Annotated in this window: 13 protein-coding genes; 3 read left to right on the plus strand and 10 right to left on the minus strand. The window is 36.3% G+C overall.

What is annotated here, in order from left to right; translation table 11 throughout:
• From AC6F8J_RS09835 to AC6F8J_RS09845, 3 genes are all read right to left on the minus strand, one after another.
• A partial coding sequence (locus AC6F8J_RS09835) for a DUF1295 domain-containing protein (RefSeq protein ID WP_500722990.1) occupies positions 1 to 761 on the minus strand: 761 nt, incomplete at its 3' end.
• A gap of 11 nt (positions 762 to 772) precedes the next feature.
• Positions 773 to 2,566, minus strand: coding sequence for a DegV family protein (locus AC6F8J_RS09840; protein ID WP_500722992.1), 1,794 nt, complete (start codon positions 2,564 to 2,566; stop codon positions 773 to 775).
• Positions 2,567 to 2,634: 68 nt separating this feature from the next.
• The gene (locus AC6F8J_RS09845) at positions 2,635 to 5,709 is read right to left on the minus strand and encodes a glycoside hydrolase family 2 TIM barrel-domain containing protein (protein ID WP_500722994.1); all 3,075 of its coding nucleotides are present in this window, start codon (positions 5,707 to 5,709) and stop codon (positions 2,635 to 2,637) included.
• A gap of 223 nt (positions 5,710 to 5,932) precedes the next feature.
• On the opposite strand from AC6F8J_RS09845, the gene AC6F8J_RS09850 reads away from it, so the two are divergent.
• Positions 5,933 to 6,133, plus strand: coding sequence for a hypothetical protein (locus tag AC6F8J_RS09850; RefSeq protein WP_500722996.1), 201 nt, complete (start codon positions 5,933 to 5,935; stop codon positions 6,131 to 6,133).
• Here the strand turns inward: AC6F8J_RS09850 and AC6F8J_RS09855 are convergent.
• From AC6F8J_RS09855 to AC6F8J_RS09870, 4 genes are all read right to left on the minus strand, one after another.
• Positions 6,123 to 7,565: an ATP-binding protein gene (locus AC6F8J_RS09855; protein WP_500722998.1), complete on the minus strand. Its 1,443-nt coding sequence runs from the start codon at positions 7,563 to 7,565 to the stop codon at positions 6,123 to 6,125. The two genes, AC6F8J_RS09850 and AC6F8J_RS09855, sit on opposite strands and share 11 nt — an antisense overlap.
• Entirely contained in the window at positions 7,562 to 8,257 is a 696-nt protein-coding gene (locus AC6F8J_RS09860) for a response regulator (protein WP_500722999.1), read from the minus strand. The genes AC6F8J_RS09855 and AC6F8J_RS09860 overlap by 4 nt, the downstream gene beginning before the upstream one ends.
• Before the next feature lie 177 nt (positions 8,258 to 8,434).
• Positions 8,435 to 8,917, minus strand: a complete 483-nt coding sequence (locus AC6F8J_RS09865; RefSeq protein ID WP_500723001.1) for a hypothetical protein — start codon at positions 8,915 to 8,917, stop codon at positions 8,435 to 8,437.
• A gap of 105 nt (positions 8,918 to 9,022) precedes the next feature.
• Positions 9,023 to 9,799, minus strand: coding sequence for an NUDIX domain-containing protein (locus AC6F8J_RS09870; RefSeq protein ID WP_500723003.1), 777 nt, complete (start codon positions 9,797 to 9,799; stop codon positions 9,023 to 9,025).
• Positions 9,800 to 10,021: 222 nt separating this feature from the next.
• Here AC6F8J_RS09870 and AC6F8J_RS09875 point away from each other — a divergent pair, with 222 nt between their 5' ends.
• Entirely contained in the window at positions 10,022 to 12,583 is a 2,562-nt protein-coding gene (locus tag AC6F8J_RS09875; RefSeq protein WP_500723005.1) for an ABC transporter substrate binding protein, read from the plus strand.
• A gap of 255 nt (positions 12,584 to 12,838) precedes the next feature.
• On the opposite strand, the gene AC6F8J_RS09880 is transcribed toward AC6F8J_RS09875, so the two are convergent.
• From AC6F8J_RS09880 to AC6F8J_RS09890, 3 genes are read right to left on the minus strand one after another with little or no spacing between them, the layout of a single operon-like run.
• Entirely contained in the window at positions 12,839 to 13,894 is a 1,056-nt protein-coding gene (locus AC6F8J_RS09880) for a Gfo/Idh/MocA family oxidoreductase (protein WP_500723007.1), read from the minus strand.
• 12 nt (positions 13,895 to 13,906) lie between these two features.
• Positions 13,907 to 14,872 (minus strand): TIM barrel protein, encoded by a 966-nt coding sequence (locus tag AC6F8J_RS09885; RefSeq protein WP_500723009.1) that lies wholly within the window; start codon positions 14,870 to 14,872, stop codon positions 13,907 to 13,909.
• A gap of 44 nt (positions 14,873 to 14,916) precedes the next feature.
• A complete protein-coding gene (locus AC6F8J_RS09890) occupies positions 14,917 to 16,002 on the minus strand; it encodes a Gfo/Idh/MocA family oxidoreductase (protein WP_500723013.1) in 1,086 nt (361 codons plus the stop codon).
• 117 nt (positions 16,003 to 16,119) lie between these two features.
• Between AC6F8J_RS09890 and AC6F8J_RS09895 the strand changes: the two genes are divergently transcribed.
• Positions 16,120 to 17,019, plus strand: a complete 900-nt coding sequence (locus AC6F8J_RS09895; RefSeq protein WP_500723011.1) for a helix-turn-helix domain-containing protein — start codon at positions 16,120 to 16,122, stop codon at positions 17,017 to 17,019.
• Positions 17,020 to 17,279 lie beyond the last annotated feature (260 nt).

The following is a 17,279-nucleotide window of genomic DNA, read 5'->3' on the forward strand; positions in this document are numbered from 1 at the left end:
CTTTTAGGAAACCAAGGCACAAAAACCGGCGTAACCGCCTTATATGCCTTAAAATCCTCTCGATCCTTATACTTCTTCTCCAATAACGGAACACCTGATACATACCTTAGAAATAGATTAATCAACAACGGACCTATGAACGTCCAAGCTGTTTGAGATGCCTCAAGCACCGTCAAATAAATACCCCACCAAATCATAGCTTCACCAAAATAGTTGGGATGCCTAGTATATCTCCATAACCCTGTCGTTATAATCTTACCTTTATTCTCCGGTAAAGTTTTAAACCGTCTTAATTGTTCATCACCAATCACTTCAAAAAGATAACCAATCCCAAAGACAATGCTTCCTATTAGAGAAAAAAACCCTAAACCATCAACCGCTTCACCTGCTAAAGCAATAATTGGTAACGCTACTACATACATAACCACCATCTGAAGCATATAAACATTAAAAAAAGCTTTTAGTCTTGGCCATTTTTCGCCCCATCTGATACGCATTTGGACGTATCTATAATCCTCTGGCTTGCCAATGTTTCGTTTTGCCAAATGTATAACCAATCTAATTCCCCACATAAGAACGAAAGACGTAGTAAGTATATGCACCGCTCCTATTTCCCGACCTAGAAGCAATCCGGCAATAGCCAAAATAACAAAACCACCACCCCAACCAATATCTACAATAGAGTTGTCCGCTAAAACTTGTCCCAATATAAATAAACCTGTAAAATATATAAAAAGTATTATTAAAGCTTGTAAAAACATAATATCCCCTCCTATTGAGTGATATAACCGACGGCTATTGCACCGTCACCTGCGCCAATTGCAACGATTGAGGAAACGTCTTCTAAGTAAGTCGGCGGCATACCTAAAGCTTGTTCTAGACCCTCAGTGTAGGCTTTCGCCGCTTCAAAATTCTGTGCATGAACCACACAATAAGCTTTTAAGCCTATTGTTTTATTAATCTTAATGAGCTTTTTCTTGATTTTCTTAAGACTAGCTTCATGACTAAATGCAAATCCTCCAAGTCCACCCTCTCCGTCCTTATCTAATGTGACAATAGGCTTAAGATTTATAAGATTGGCAATTTTTCCACCTTTTGTGCTGAGTCTGCCTGACATAATCATTGCATTAAGGTTTCTAACACTCACTAGAATCTTGCTTTTACCCACCAATAGCTTTATTGTTTCAATTATTTGATCATAAGGCATATCCTGTTCTATAAGATTTGCACATTCCATAACCAATAAACCTTGTGCAGCAGAATTTTGCTTTGAATCAATAACTGTGATTTTGGATGGATGACCATCTATCGCTTCGGCTACTTTTTTAAAAACATTAAAAGTACCACTTAAGGCTTTTGAAACTGTAATAACGATAATTTCATCATAATATGCCAAAAGGTTTTGGAGTTGTAACATAACAGTTTGCTTATCTGGTTGAGAGGATGTTGCACGCTCATTACTTTCTTCTAATAAACGAATGGCCGTTTCATTATTGATGGTGATACGATCAATATATATATCATCTTTATGAAGAATATTCAAATTAACCACTTGTATCTGATGCGTCTCAACAAAAGACCGAGGTAGATCAGCAATAGAATCTGTCACCAATCCTATTTTGTACTTCCGCTCCTTTACCAGACTACTTTGCATAATCATATCATCTACTTTTTGATAAGATACACGTCCCAGCACCCTAAGTTTTTCAAAAAAATCCGCCGGTTGGTTAGTATGAATATGTACGCGCATTCTACGTTCATTACCGGCAACAATTAAAGAATCACCAAAAATCCGAAGATCTTTTTTAATATCTTTGAGTGGCTTTTTAATATCCTTTAACATCGCTTCTGTACAATACCGATAAGTCAAATCCATATCCTCATGATGATCAACCTTGACCAGCAAATCTTCCTCCTGATTTGCCTCATTCAAGTCATGGACAATCTCTGAATCGTAATCACCTTTTAAAAATCGTAAAAATCCATCTACGAAATGAACAAATCCTTTGGCTCCTGCATCAACAACAGCTGCTTTTTTAAGACTGGCTAATTGATATTGAGTTTTTATCAGAGCCTCCTCAATATCACCATATGCATAGCTAAGCAACTCACCAAAGTCTGTCGTCTTTTTCATAAAGCGGTATAGGGCTTCGGACCAGACTCGAATCAAGGTTAACATCGTGCCTTCTGTAGGCATTTCTACAGCATCATAGGCATAATCTACCGCTGTTTTGTTGGCTTCTACATAATGATGAACATTAATAATACCTGCACCATTTTCCAAGCCAATACTTATACCACTTAAATACTGGGCAAATATAATACCGGAGTTGCCTCTAGCTCCAATGATGGCTGCGTCTGCAATAGAACGCATCGTATTTCCCACATCTTTTTCCAGCTTTGATTCATTTAGTATACTATGCATCATGGAAGAAAGATTAGAACCAGTATCTCCATCTGCCACTGGGAAGACATTAATGCTATTAAGTTGCTTTCTATGTCGAATGACTTCTTGAGCCCCTGCTCGATAAGCATAATACAGAATCTTATTGCTAATTTCATTCATAATCCGAGCCCCCTTGTCCTGTTAGGTAATAATAAATCTTATATGATATATATTATCACATTATGTGATTACTGTCTATTATTATTTGAAAAACACATCACAAATCGATAATCATACAACTTAAGCTTTGGCAATTTATATGCTTCGAGCAGACTTAGCATACCAGGTTCATCACCACCCACCCCTCTATGATAACCATCAATATTCAGGGTAACAATGCCTTCATTTTTCATTTCATAACTATGGCGTGCACACTCTAAAGTATTCATCTTATATGGCCATACTGAAAAAGATAAAGGTGTTTGACATGATTGTATTTTTAATGATTTGTTAGGAGCCATCAAACTTACTTCATAAATATCTGATCTTAGACCATTTTCTTGTGGTCGCATATACTGATGAGGCATGTCCTCGACATCCTGTTGATACCGTCCAAACTTGCCTCCGCTTTTTCTATCCATATAGGTTTCATGCGGTCCTCTACCAAACCAAGCTACTTTACTAAAAGCACCACTAAACTCTGAAGTAAAACCCAGTCTAATCATATCTTTTTTTGGCTCAGCTATCGTTCGTATCTGTAGATCGCCAAAGCTGTTCACATAATATCTGATTTCAAGCTTTTTAAACACAGGAACATCATAAATAGATGTGATGATCACATTATTCTCTTTTCTATTCACAAGAAAACGAACAGCTTTAGGGGGGTGTTCAGTTAGTTTTTTGTATACACTTCTATTTATAAGTCCATGTAGCTCAGGTCTAAAATTTGCCAAGCCCATATCATTATCTGTTGGCGGTCTCCAGAAATTCATTTGAAATTTATGATCCAAGATTAATTGCCCGTCAAATAGGATTTTGTGAATTAATCCATCCTCCCGCATAAAATGAACCACCAGTTCTCCACCTTTAACCATTAGACCTTCATCAATCTTTCTAACTTGAACTTTATCACCTTCCTTAATCCCAGAATTGCTTACCTCTTGAACACAAAATTGCTCAAAGCCCATTTCATAACCAGCTTTTGCAAACCAAGTATCCTTTTTAAGTTTGGCAACAAATACATCATGAACAGTATCTTCCTTATTTTCCCAACTTTCAGGTACCAAAATCAACTTTGAACTACCAGGTTCAATCCAAGGTGTCTCTAGAACTCTTTCCTCTACAATATAACCTTCTATTTTTCTTAAGAAAACAAACTCATAGTTTTCAAGCCCCGTAAACAATCTTTTGTTAAATAAAAAATAGCCTTCCTTTTCTTTACGAATCTCAAAATCTTGATATACTTTTTTCACTTCCAATATAGCAGGATGCAAGGTTCGGTCTGCCGATACAATGCCATTAGCGCAAAAGTGTCCATGGTGTTTTTCTTCATTATAATCACCACCATAGGCCCAATAGTCTTTATCTTCTTTGGTGCCTTTTCTAAGGGATTGATCTACAAAGTCCCAAATAAAGCCACCGCACCAGTTGTCATAAGTTTCGAAAACCTTTATATGCTCTGCAAAGTTTCCTAAGCTATTTTCCATAGCATGAGCAAATTCACAACTCATGACTGGTTTATCCATATATTGTTCTCGCTTGAAAGCTTTTTGGTCTGCTGATAGTTGATTCATTACATTCTGGACGAGGGTTATTCTCGTGTTCTCTAATCTACCATACTGTGCTGCCTTATCCGGAGAAGGGTACATCATACTCAGAACGTCTGACACTTTCAAATCTAAGTCACCTTCATAATGAAACGGTCTTGTCTGGTCTAACATCATAGCCTCTTTTTTCATAATTCTAAAATTATCACCATATCCGGCCTCATTGCCAAGAGACCACATCACAACACTTGGGTGTTGTCGGTCTCTAAGGACCATACGATTCATACGGTCTACAACAGCATTGGTCCACATGGGATTATCACCAGGTATATTTTTTTTACGTACACCATGGGTTTCAACATCCGCCTCATCTATAACATACAGACCATGACGATCACAAAGCTCATACAAATGAGGATCATTGGGATAATGTGCTGTACGAATTGCATTGATATTATGCTGTTTTATAATCTTAATGTCTTGTTCTCTTAGAGCCCTTGGCAAATACCAGCCTGTGTCTGGATTGAACTCATGTCGATTAACCCCTTTGAAAATAATTGGAACACCATTAATTAAAAACTGAGCATTCTTGATTTCTACAGTTCTAAAGCCATAAGACGTACCTTTTATTTCAATTATTTCTCCATCTTCATTCTTAAGGATACAAGTCAAAAAATAAAGATTGGGCGTTTCATGATTCCATTTATTAGGATTTTGAATCTGAAGTACATCTCGATTCACCATCGTTAACTCAGACTTGTTCAAGATACACTGACCCAGTTCCCCTTCTTTTTCACTTATATACACTTCTAAGCTGTGAACATCGCTAAAAGATTTAAGTGTTATTTCGCTGTGTAAAAAAGCATTCTCATAAGCTGCATCAAAGGTATTATAGAAATAAAAGTCTTTAATGCCAATTCTTGATTCTTGATAGATGTAAACATTCCTATAAATACCGGCCATAAACCACATATCCTGATCTTCAAGATATGTACCGTCACTGTATTTATAAACCTCAACAGTCATTTGGTTTTCACCCGGCGTTACAAACCCCGTTATATTGAATTCGGAAGGTGTCATTGAACCTTGAGAATATCCTACTTCATGACCGTTAATATATAGATAGAAAGCTGACTTTACTGCTCCAAAATGGCAAAAAATGTCATTCTGAGTCCCTGTATCTTCTATGGTGAAATCCTTTCTATATATACCTACAGGATTTTTCTCTTCATCTATCCTAGGTATCTCTTTAGCTTTTTTGCTAATTGCCGGCGGATAATCAAAGGCTAAATAATAAGGTTTGCCATACCCTTGTGTTTCCCAAACAGAAGGCACATTAATATGATCCCAGTCCTTGGTATCTATCGCTTTATCAAAAAAACCGTTTGGTCGTTCCATATCATTTTTACAATAATAGAATTTCCAAATACCATTTAAGGATTTTCTACTTGACACTTGATTCAAATAGTCTTCAAGAGAATGATAACTCTCGGCTTCGTGCTTTGCTTTCTCTTTATTTATACCAATTACCAATGGGTTATTCCAATCTTTTTTCATCTTGTCACCCTTTCATGCTTCTCATATAAGAAGCTATTCATCTATATATTAAGCTTACTTTAATAATCCCATATACCTTTATATTTGTAAAGATTGACAAATCATCTTTTTAATTAAATCTTAATCCTCTATTAAGGTCCTAATAAATATATGCTCTTACACTATAATTAATGTCAAAACTAAGTTTCTCTGAATGACATCTGTTAAGAAAGGATGATTGAATATGTTAGAATTATTATTATTTTTTGCTATCCTAGGTCTTATTTTAAGCCTAATGTTTAAAGTCAGCATCGGAATTATTCGTCTTGCCCTTGGTATTGTTGGTGTACTATTGTTTTTTGTTCTTATACCTGTTGGGCTAGCGCTTATTATTCCTATAGTCTGTCTTGCCATAACCGTCGGAATTATTCGTCTTATTTTTTAATGCCAGAATCACCACAATTTAATTGGAACCAAAAAACAGTTTTACCACCTTTATGGCTTTCTACACCAAAATCAACCTTATGAGCGTGTAAAATATTTTTTACAATAGCGAGCCCTAAGCCACTACCTATTGAGTTTTCATTGGTGGCTCGATTCACTTTATAATAACGGTCCCAAATATGTTCTATATCTTCCTCTCTGATTTCAACACCTTCATTGATGACTTCTATGTTAATATAATTCTTTATCTGATTGGCTTTTATAAAAATATGACCATTCGATGGGGTATGATTAAATGCATTGCCCACCAGATTGATCATGACTTGTTCGATGCGCTTATAATCACCAAAACCCATCTGGACTTCTCCTAGGATTACTTCTAGGTTTATGGCTTTTTTTTGTGCCAAATCCATAAACCTATTTTTTATACTATCAAGAAGTGCTTTTATATCTATCGGTTCTTGTTTCAATTTAATCCCATCCACTTCCAATTGAGACAGGTTTAGAATGTCATCAATTAAGCGTCCTAATCTTTCAGATTCGTCTATAATAATCTCCAAGTGTCCTTCTCTTTTTTCCTGTTCTTTCCCACTAATGTCCCGAATGGTTTCTGCATACCCACGAATGAGACTAAGAGGTGTCCTGAGTTCATGGGATATATTGCCTATTAATTCCTTCCTTAATTTATCTGTTTTTTTTAGGGATACAGCCATATTCTTTATGGTTTCAGCTAGCTGACCTATTTCGTCTTCTCCCATTTTATTCATATGAATATCCCAGTTCCCCTGTGCTATTTCTTGGGCCGCTCTATTAATCTTCATAATTGGCTGACTCAAATGATGAGAAATCATATATGCTATCCCAAATGCTACCAATAGTAAGATTGCGGTTATATAAATGAGTTGATGTTTAATAATACCTGCCGTATCTGAAACAGGCGCCATAGTTGTCATAATTAACAGTGCGCCTTGTACTCGACTCGTCTCCATACTCATAATCGGCACACCTAAAGTTAGGTAATCAATATCAAATCTAGGATGTTTAAAAAGACTTCTATCCTTTTCTCCATTTAAGGTGTTGTTTAGAATTTGAGTGTTTTGTCTTCTGTTCATTCCTGAGAACGGCTGTTCATTATTGTAATCCATCTGATAAATGATATCACCGGTAACATCAACAATTTGTACACTCGTATTATAGGTATACACAAAAGCCTCAAGTTCATCTCGCATATTCATGACTTGAACTTTGCTTAAATCTCCTTCTTGTTTCATCAAATTGGATACAATTTGTTCGCTTCTGCTTTCTAGTTTATTGATTTGCATTGACATGTAGAATTTTTCTAGAAATACCACTTGAAAAAGCCACAATAGCAGAAGCATACAAACAACTAATATCATCATACCCATCCAAAGTTTTGTGCCTATTTTTTTCATAAATCAGCCTCCGGATCAAATTTATACCCTATGCGCCAAATGGTTACAATCCATTTTCTATAGCTTTTCAAATGTTCTCTCAATGTTTTAACATGGGTGTCGACCGTCCTGTCGTCACCAAAATAATCATAGCCCCATACCGAGCCCAATAGTTGTTCCCTACTAAATACCTTTTTCGGATTCTTAGCAAAAAAGACAAGCAGTTCATATTCTTTTGGTGTCAATTGCAGATAGCCATCTATAAGCCAAACACTTCTTGCGTCCAAGTCAATTCTGAGTTCACCAAAAGTTATCTCCTGCTTTTTTGGTATTTCTTCTAGTAAATCCTGTCTTCTTGCTAGGTGAACCTTGACTCTAGCTCTTAGTTCCTTAGGACTAAAAGGTTTTACCACATAGTCATCAATACCTAGTTCAAAACCTAATAGTTTATCATATTCTTCTCCTCTAGCGGTTAACATGATAATTGGTATCTTAGAGACTTTTCTAATCTCTTTACAGACAGTCCAACCTTCCATTTTTGGCATCATCACATCTAAAATCACAAGATCTACGCTATGATTTTTGAATTGGTTCAATGCATCCACACCATCAACGGCCTCAATCACTTCAATGCCTACTTGACTTAAATACGCCACAATAATATTCCGTATACCCTTTTCATCGTCTGCAATTAGAACTTTTACCGGCTCCATATAATTAACCTCTTTCTTTAACCATTATATCATTTATTCATGTCTATCGTGAAGCATAGTATTATTTCTTAATAACACACAAAGAAGCCCCCAATCTTCTATTGAGGACTTCAAAAATTTAGTGCAACTTAGTTTTGACCCTTTAACCATATTTAGAAATCTTCTAAGAATGTTGTGCTATCTATTACGTGTACCTTGACCTTGTCCGGATCGACTTTGAGTTCCAAACCCATTGCCACCAGCAACTTTTTCACCATTATCATTGCCCATGCCATTACTTCGTCCAAATCCTAAGCCAAGTTTGGCTTTATCTTGACTCAACCCTGAACCGTCACAATTTTCTTGATTTTCACGAAAAACATCTATCATTTCATCCGCTGCATCTCTCGTTAAGGTTCCTTGGGCAACACGTTCTTCAATAATTGCCAATTTAATCGCTACCATGTCAGTCCTAAATGCTTCGATAACTTCAAGTTCTTGCGCTAAGGCACCAAAAGTCGAATCCCCTTTTGCCTCATACACTTCTTCAATACTCTTACCTGTCAATTCTGATAGGCTTTGTGCCGGACTACCTTGTTCCGCTGCATATACACCAATACTTGTTGCTGCTACTAATACTAAAGCGCCCATTGTTACGACTAATTTTTTTGCTTTTTTCATTTTTTCCATCTCCTTATGATTTGTTTTAAAGTATGATTAACTTTATGTTTGTATTATACAAAACAATTGTGATGGAAGTGTGATGGAAGTATGATGATTCATGCTTTATTTCTTCTTGCTTTTCATAATTTGCCTAATGATACTACTTGAAGTGCCTTTTATGCCACCACCACCCCTAACAACAATCTCTTTAACAAGCTTAACTTTATAATAAGCACTTTTCGATTCATGGATGGCAATAGGAATGGCAGCATTTTTAATTGCGTCATATGCACTGGTCTTTTTCGTTTCTTTTTTAGCGCTGTTAGTATACTCTTTTTTAGGATCAAATGCTTGAGCCGCTTTTATTAATTTTTCATAAACGTAGATTAATTTTGGTTCTGATGAATGATGACCAATTTCACTTATATTGATCCACTTTGCACCGTTTGTTTCTACTTCATTAGCATGAATAAGTTCTGATTCATCAGCAATCAACACATATGCTACATTCAAGTGTAAATGAGCACTTATATAACGACCATGCTTCATATGACCCCAAACTGGTAATATATCCATTGCCATAATCTGTTTTGATAATGGTTTAATGCTCTTTAGACCTGTTTCTTCTTTTGCCTCTTTTAACGCAATCTTTAATAAGTCTTCATCTCCATCAGCATGTCCGCCGGTCCACCCCCATGCTTGATAAATCTTGTGATAAATAACCAAGACCTTCGTTAATTCTTTATTCATTATAAAGCCCGAACTTGTGATGTGAGCTAAGGTGTTCTCTCTATATAGAATATTATATGGAAATTGCTCTATAAAGTGATAAATATGCCTCTTATCACTACGTTCTTGTTCATTTAACGGTGTATAACTGCTTATTTGTTCTCTGAACATGTTAAAGCCTCCTTCTATCTTGCGCTTCCTTCAACTATCATATAGTTTTGACGCCTAAAACATCATATTATAATAACCTCAAAAAATCAATCTTATCCTAAAGGTAATGCTTGAATACCTGTTTATGTATGGTACAATAGCAGTATATCGGCTTTTCTATAAGTCGTTAAGATTAGTTTGTAGTATAAGGATACTACATATGAGGGTTTAAGGAGATTATTTATGAAAAAATTTTTGCTTGTTTTTGTGTCTCTATTTTTGATTTATATGGCATCAAGCTTTACAAATGCCAGTGAGCAATCACGCTCAAGAAATATATTAATAATTAACGCCTACCACTTTACTTATGAGTGGACTCTGGAGCAAAACCAAGGTTTAATTGAAATCTTAAAGGACCAGTATCCGAATGCCATCATTTATACTGAATTTTTAGACTGGAAGAGATTTCCAAATGCCTCACTTCTGGATGAAAGTCGTCATTTTTTCGAAAATAAATATAAAGATATAACAATCGATCTTATATTAACCACGGATGACATGGGTCTGATTTTTGCATTGGATCACCGTCTAGAATTGTTTCATGATGCCCCTATCGTGTTCAGCGGTATAATTGAGTCTACAGCTAATGAGATTCTTGGCGAAGCTACAAACGTAACCGGCGTCTATGAGGTAATGCGTCCTGAGGGGACTCTTGATTTGATTTCTCTTTTACAACCTGATGTGAACAAAATCCATCTAATTCATGATTTCAGCGAAAGCGGACTCCGAACAGCAGATACTTTTTTTGATGCACTTGACCGCTTCGATTCAAACGCATATGAAATTAATAATATTTCACATTTGTCCTTTGCTGATCTTCTACTTGAAGTAGCGACTTTTGAAGAATACAGTGTCATTATGATGATTTCTTATAATAGTTCAGTAGATGGCTTGATGGAGATACCTGAATACTTTGGTCAGATGATATCCTCTACAAGTGCTGTGCCTGTTTATTCTATTGATGAGTTTTTACTTGGTACAGGCATTATCGGTGGCACTTTTTTGAGTGGTCGGTTGCAAGGCCATGAAATGGGCAAACTGGCAATCCAAATTCTAGAGGGTATACACGCAGATGACCTAGAACATGTTAAAGAAGCAACTGTTTTTACCGCAGTAGATGAGAATCAAATGAACCGTTTTAAATTAGATAAAAACGCTTTGCCAAAAGATATTGTAATATTAAATGAACAATTCTCATTTTTTGAAACCTATTCCCAATTGGTTTTAACCATCGAAATCATCCTTGGTATCCTCATACTTTTCATTTTCTTTCTTATGATTGGTATACGAAAGTATAGGTTATCTGAACAGAAAATCCTTTCTCAGAAAAATGATTTACAAATATTAAATGAACAACTATCCACTTCCGAACAAGCTCTAAAAATTCAGAATGATGCTCTTTTATCTTATCAATTAAATCTGGAACATGAAGCCTATCATGACCCTCTCACATCATTGCCTAACCGTAATTTTTTAAACCAACATTTTAGTCAAATGGTACTGTCCTCAAATAATCAGACCCAAAAAACAGCATTGGTTTTTATTAATCTAGATAATTTCAAATATATTAATAATACTTATGGCCACTCCTTTGGTGATCGGGTTTTAAAAGTCATTGCTGTTCGACTTAATGACTTTAAAGAAAGTACCTTTACAATAAGACTTAATGGCGATGAGTTCATTCTTCTTATTCCAGTAGCACAAGATGATACTGAAGCTTATTTGTTTCAAGTAATGAATAGCCTAAAAAATCTTTTCATCCGTCCGGTCCACATCGATGATGAAAATATTCGATTAACCTCCAGTATAGGATATAGTATTTTCCCTGATGACGGCCCTGATTTAGATGAACTCTTGATACAAGCGGATATGGCTATGTATCATGCAAAAAAAACAGGGAAATCCACTTATAGGCATTATGAACCTCAAATGGGTGACAAAAAGGAAAATGATTTTATCTTGGTCTCCCACTTGAGAAAAGCCTATGAAAATAAAGAACTATCCTTGAACTTTCAACCACAGATTGATTCAAAAACCCATAAAATTGTTGGTTTTGAAGCTTTGCTCAGATGGCAAAGCCCTGAACTTGGAATCGTATCGCCCCTTAAGATCATCCCTCTTGCAGAATCTAGTGGACTCATTCTACCAATAGGTCAATGTGTTTTGGAACAAGCCATACGATTTACTCTAGATATGTTAGATTATATGGAAGAACCTTTCCTTGTTTCGGTGAACATATCGGTCATTCAGCTCTTAGAAGCTACTTTTGTTGAAGATCTGTTAGAGACCCTCGCTTCTTTTGATCTTGAGCCCAGCTATCTTCAGTTAGAGATTACTGAATCTATACTCATTGAATCCTATGAAATCCTATTAGGTAAGCTTAAGAAGCTTAGAGCTCATGGAATTTCACTATCTTTGGATGATTTTGGTACAGGGTATTCCTCGCTGAGTTACCTACAACAATTACCTCTAACAGAACTAAAAATTGACAAGAAGTTTATCGATGAAATCACCCAACCGGATACAGACTATATCCTCATCGACTCCATTATTATGTTGGCTCAAGCCCTCAATCTAAAAGTGGTCGCCGAAGGTGTGGAGACAGAGTTCCAAGCTGGATATTTAGAAGCAAAAGGTTGTCATATTATACAGGGTTATTATTATGGCAAACCCATGACCGAGAAAGAATTTATTTTATATTGTCACGATTCCTCTGCCGAAAAAATATTCACCCCAATGAACTAAACATACATATATACTACCTATCCCTCAACAGCAACCTACCTCAACCATAAAGTGCCTAAAACTGACTATATGGCTTAAGGAAGGCTGCCTCATTTAGAAGCAGCCTTCATAATACTTAATACTATTGGTTAAAGGGTCAAAACTAAGTTTCACTAAATTCGCCTACCATATGTAGATTACGTTGATACATTCATAACTACATATGGTAGGTGAAAGTTCAACTATATAGTTTTGACGCCTTAACCACTATTACAATTAGATTTTAACTTGTATCGCTTGTTGCTTTTCTACGGACTCAAAGGCAGCTTCCATAACCTTCATCACCCTCATAGCTTGTTCTGCTGTTATGGTCAGTGGTTTTACACCTTCTATAGTATCTATAAGATTGTCATATACTTTAGTAATACTGTCTTCTATATCCATGGGTTCCGATAAGATAATAGTCTCAATTGTTTCCGGACGTCTTGGCGCCATGGTTTTAGTTGGCCCTGCCTTGGTATAGACAATCTCATCTTCCCATACGCTTTCCTTGTCTAGGCATCTTACTATTTTCCCATCACAGTCCCAATCCTCAATTCTTAGGGTTCCTTGAGTTCCTAGAACATACCATCTAGGATGCGTCAAATAATTATTGGTAGATACTTCCACTTGAGCTGTCAAGCCACTTTCAAATGTCATAGTTAACCTAAAGTTATCATCCACTTCAGGATACTCGATATTATACATCTTACAGAAAACATTAATTACAGACTCATCAATCATGTACATTAACTGGTCAATTAAATGAACACCCCAGTCAAACATCATACCACCTCCGAGTGCCTTTAACGTGCGCCACCCTTTAGGCATACCTCTTGAACCTTCCACTCTGGATTCTATAACATAAACATCTCCCAGTAGCCCCGCTTCCACTGAACGCTTCATTAAAACAAAATCTTTATTGGTCCGTCTGTTTTGATTAATGGTAAATACCTTGTTGTATTTCTTGGCCGCTTCCATAACTTCTTCCAGTTCTTTTGAAGACATGGTAACCGGTTTTTCACATATTACATGTTTACCGGCTGCCATAGCTTCAATTGATAACTCCTTATGAACTTCATTAGTTGTCGCCACCAAAACAATATCAATCTCAGGATCCGCCAATAATGCTTTTTTTGAAGCATAGGCTATTAGGCCATCCTTCTTGCCTACTTCCTGCCTTAGTGGGTTAATGTCATATATACCTTTCACCTTAAGTCTTCTATATTTTTTCAGATTTTTATAATGATAGGCCGCAATACCACCATATCCAATTATGCCAAGCTTTAACATTTTTTCTCCTAACTAAGCCCACCACATACTTGTAGGGGTTTCAAAAATAATCACTTCTTTCAAAAACTCAATTGCTTTTGAAAGACCTTCATCTATAGACATTAATGCATCCTCATGTTCTATACTTATGGGACCATCATATTTTACAGCCTTTAACATACTAATCATATCATTCCATATCTCTTGATCATGTCCATAACCAACTGTCCTAAACACCCAAGCGCGGCCAAGTACATCACCATAATTTTTATTATCTAAAACACCATTAATGCCTACATTTCTTTCATCAATTTTGGTGTCTTTTGCATGGAAATGATAAATTGCACCTTTTAATGCTTTTATAGCACTTACAGGATTTATACCTTGCCAGAACAAATGACTTGGATCAAAGTTGGCGCCAATAACATCACCAACTGCTTCCCTTAGGCGCAATAATGTTTCAGGATTGTACACACAGAATCCAGGATGCATTTCAAGAGCTATCTTATTGACATTATGCTGTTTAGCAAATTCAACCGTATCTTTCCAATAAGGAATCAGCACTTCATTCCATTGATAGTCCAATATGGTTCCAAAATCATCTGGCCATGGGCAGGTAACCCAATTCGGGTATTTGGATCCTTCACTATCACCAGGACAACCTGAGAAGGTGATAACTGTTTGTACTTCTAGTTTTTCCGCCAATAAAACAGCATCAATAAATTGGTCATGAAAGTTCTTTGCTATGGTTGCATCGGGATGTACGGAATTCCCGTGACAAGATATAGCTGCAATCTCAATATTATATTTTTTTACCAAGGCTTTAACCGCTTGCACTTTCTCGTCATCAGCCAAAAGCGTCTTTGCATTTAAATGAGCATTACCCGGATAACCACCTGCTCCTAATTCAACTGCTTGAACACCCATAGCACTAAGCTTTTTTAAGGTTTCTTCTAAAGATAAACTGCTATATGGTACTGTAAACACACTTAATTTCATGATACACCTCTTTCTAAAAGCATTCTATTGATTCATGTGTTGTATTAGAATTCAATGGTCTTCCCTGTTTTTGCCGATGCATAGATGGCTTCAAGGATTTCTGTGACTACTAGAGCCTCCTCAGGTTTTACCGTAAGTTCTGCCCCATTTATTATGGCATTGTAAAAGGTTTTAGCTTCTGTTACTTCAGGTTCTTCTACACTACCTTCGTAAAAAGCAACACCTTCACCCCCAAGACTTGGTTTCACCGTCGTTAACTCGTTGAAATCAACTTTATTAATTCTAAGGCCCTCTTTCATATCTGCACCAGCTTTGGTTCCACATAAGGTGGTTTGGGCCTCACCAACATCTAGAGTATTAAGAGCCCAACTTGATTCAAGGAATATAGTCGCACCATTTTCCATGGTTATAAAACCAAATGCTGAATCTTCAACTGTATAAGCTTTTGTATCCCAATCTCCCCAAGCATTGCCTGTTTCTGTTTGATTCGCCAGTTTTCTATAAACACTACCTTTAACACTCTTTACTTTATAATTGTTCATGGTCCAAAGTGTTAAGTCCAGAGCGTGAGTACCTATGTCAATGAGAGGTCCACCACCTTGTTCTTCTTCATTCAAAAATACACCCCAGGTAGGTACAGCACGTCTGCGAATCGCATGGGCTTTTGCCATGTAAATCTCACCAAGATCACCTCTTTGACAAGCTTTATATAAATATTGACTGTCTTCTCTATAACGATTCTGATAACCTATGGTTAGAAGCTTTCCTGTTCTTTTTGCTGCCTCTAACATAGTTCTTGCCTCTTTTGCAGTTTTTGCCATAGGCTTTTCACACATAACATGTTTATCTGACTCTAAAGACGCTATGGTAATCTTTGCATGAGATTTATTTGGAGTACAGATGTGAACAGCTTGTATGTTCTTATCCTTCAACAAGTCTTGGTAATCGATATATGCTTTTGCACCCTTAGCACCAAACTCTTTGAGCGCTTTTTGAGCTTTTTCTTCATCAATATCACAAAATGCCACCATCTCAACATTGTCCAGTTCTAGAAGCGCCGGCATATGTTTGTTATTGGCAATGCCACCGCATCCGATAATTCCAATTTTTATTTTTTTCAATTCCTTCACTCCTTCACAATATGATTTAATCGATTTTTCCATGCTTTAAGTATAGCTAATCGTCATTATATATAATATAATAAAACAATAAAAAAATATCAAATATTTGTCCTTAAGGAGATAACTATGGAAGGCTACTTAGAAACTGAAAAATTTATTGAAGATGGTATATCTTACCCTTTCAGAACCCATACCCAAGCCATTGAAGGTCGTAAACTGATTGTCGGTTCACATTATCATGACCATATCGAGATTTTATTCTGTTTGTCCGGTCGTATTAATATCTTTCTGGATGGTCAGGGTTATGTTTTTGGTGTAGGTGATATGGTGGTAATCAATTCCATGGAAGTTCATAATATCTTTGCTGCCTCAGAAGGTGTTAACAAATACATAGTAATCCGGTTTGATCCTAAGTTACTCTATACCACTACTCAGTCTATATTCGAATCCAGATATGTACTACCCTTTACCATGAAAACATCCGTTCACCAAAAATTATTTACTTATGAAGAAACCGTCAATACACCTATACCGAATCTTATTAAAAAAATTCTACATGAAGATCAAGAAAGAGCCTATGGTTTCGAACTGGCAATTCGCACCTACATTGGTGAAGTATTTCTTTGGATTCTTAGAAGTTGGCAGGAAAAAGGACTTGATTTAAATCTAACTCACGCCCTTGATAAAATCAATATAGAACGCTTACAGAAAGTCTTCGACTATGTGGACGAACATTTTGACCAAGAAATTTCTATTCAAAATATGGCAAAACTATGCGCTGTGAGTTATAGCTATTTTTCTAGGTTTTTCAAATCCGCCATGAATAGAAATTTTAGTGCCTATGTTAATTTTATCAGGATTTCAAAAGCCGAGAGCTTACTAACTACCTCAGGGCTTAGTGTCACCGACATCGCATTGAGCGTCGGCTTCTCTACCACCAGTTATTTCATAGAACAGTTTAAGCTCTACAAGAACATGACCCCAAAACAATTCCGAAAGAACTTCCAAACCCTTGAACAAATATAGAGCAGATCAACCCTAATCAAAGTCAGTTTCTTCGTGCGTATAAAGGTTTTCCGAGTATATCATCAGAAAATATCACTCTAATAGAGTAGAGAAATAATAGATAGTATTGTAAAGGATTGAGCAAACATGCTCCGTCCTTTATTTTTGTTTCAAGTAACTTTGGATTTAGTATAAAATTCATTACATTCATCCCACTTCTTTTGTAGCACCCAAGTCTTGGGTTTGCAACTTTATTGAACCCATTATTATATTTTCTATTT

It is taken from the genome of Petrocella sp., from assembly GCF_059865615.1.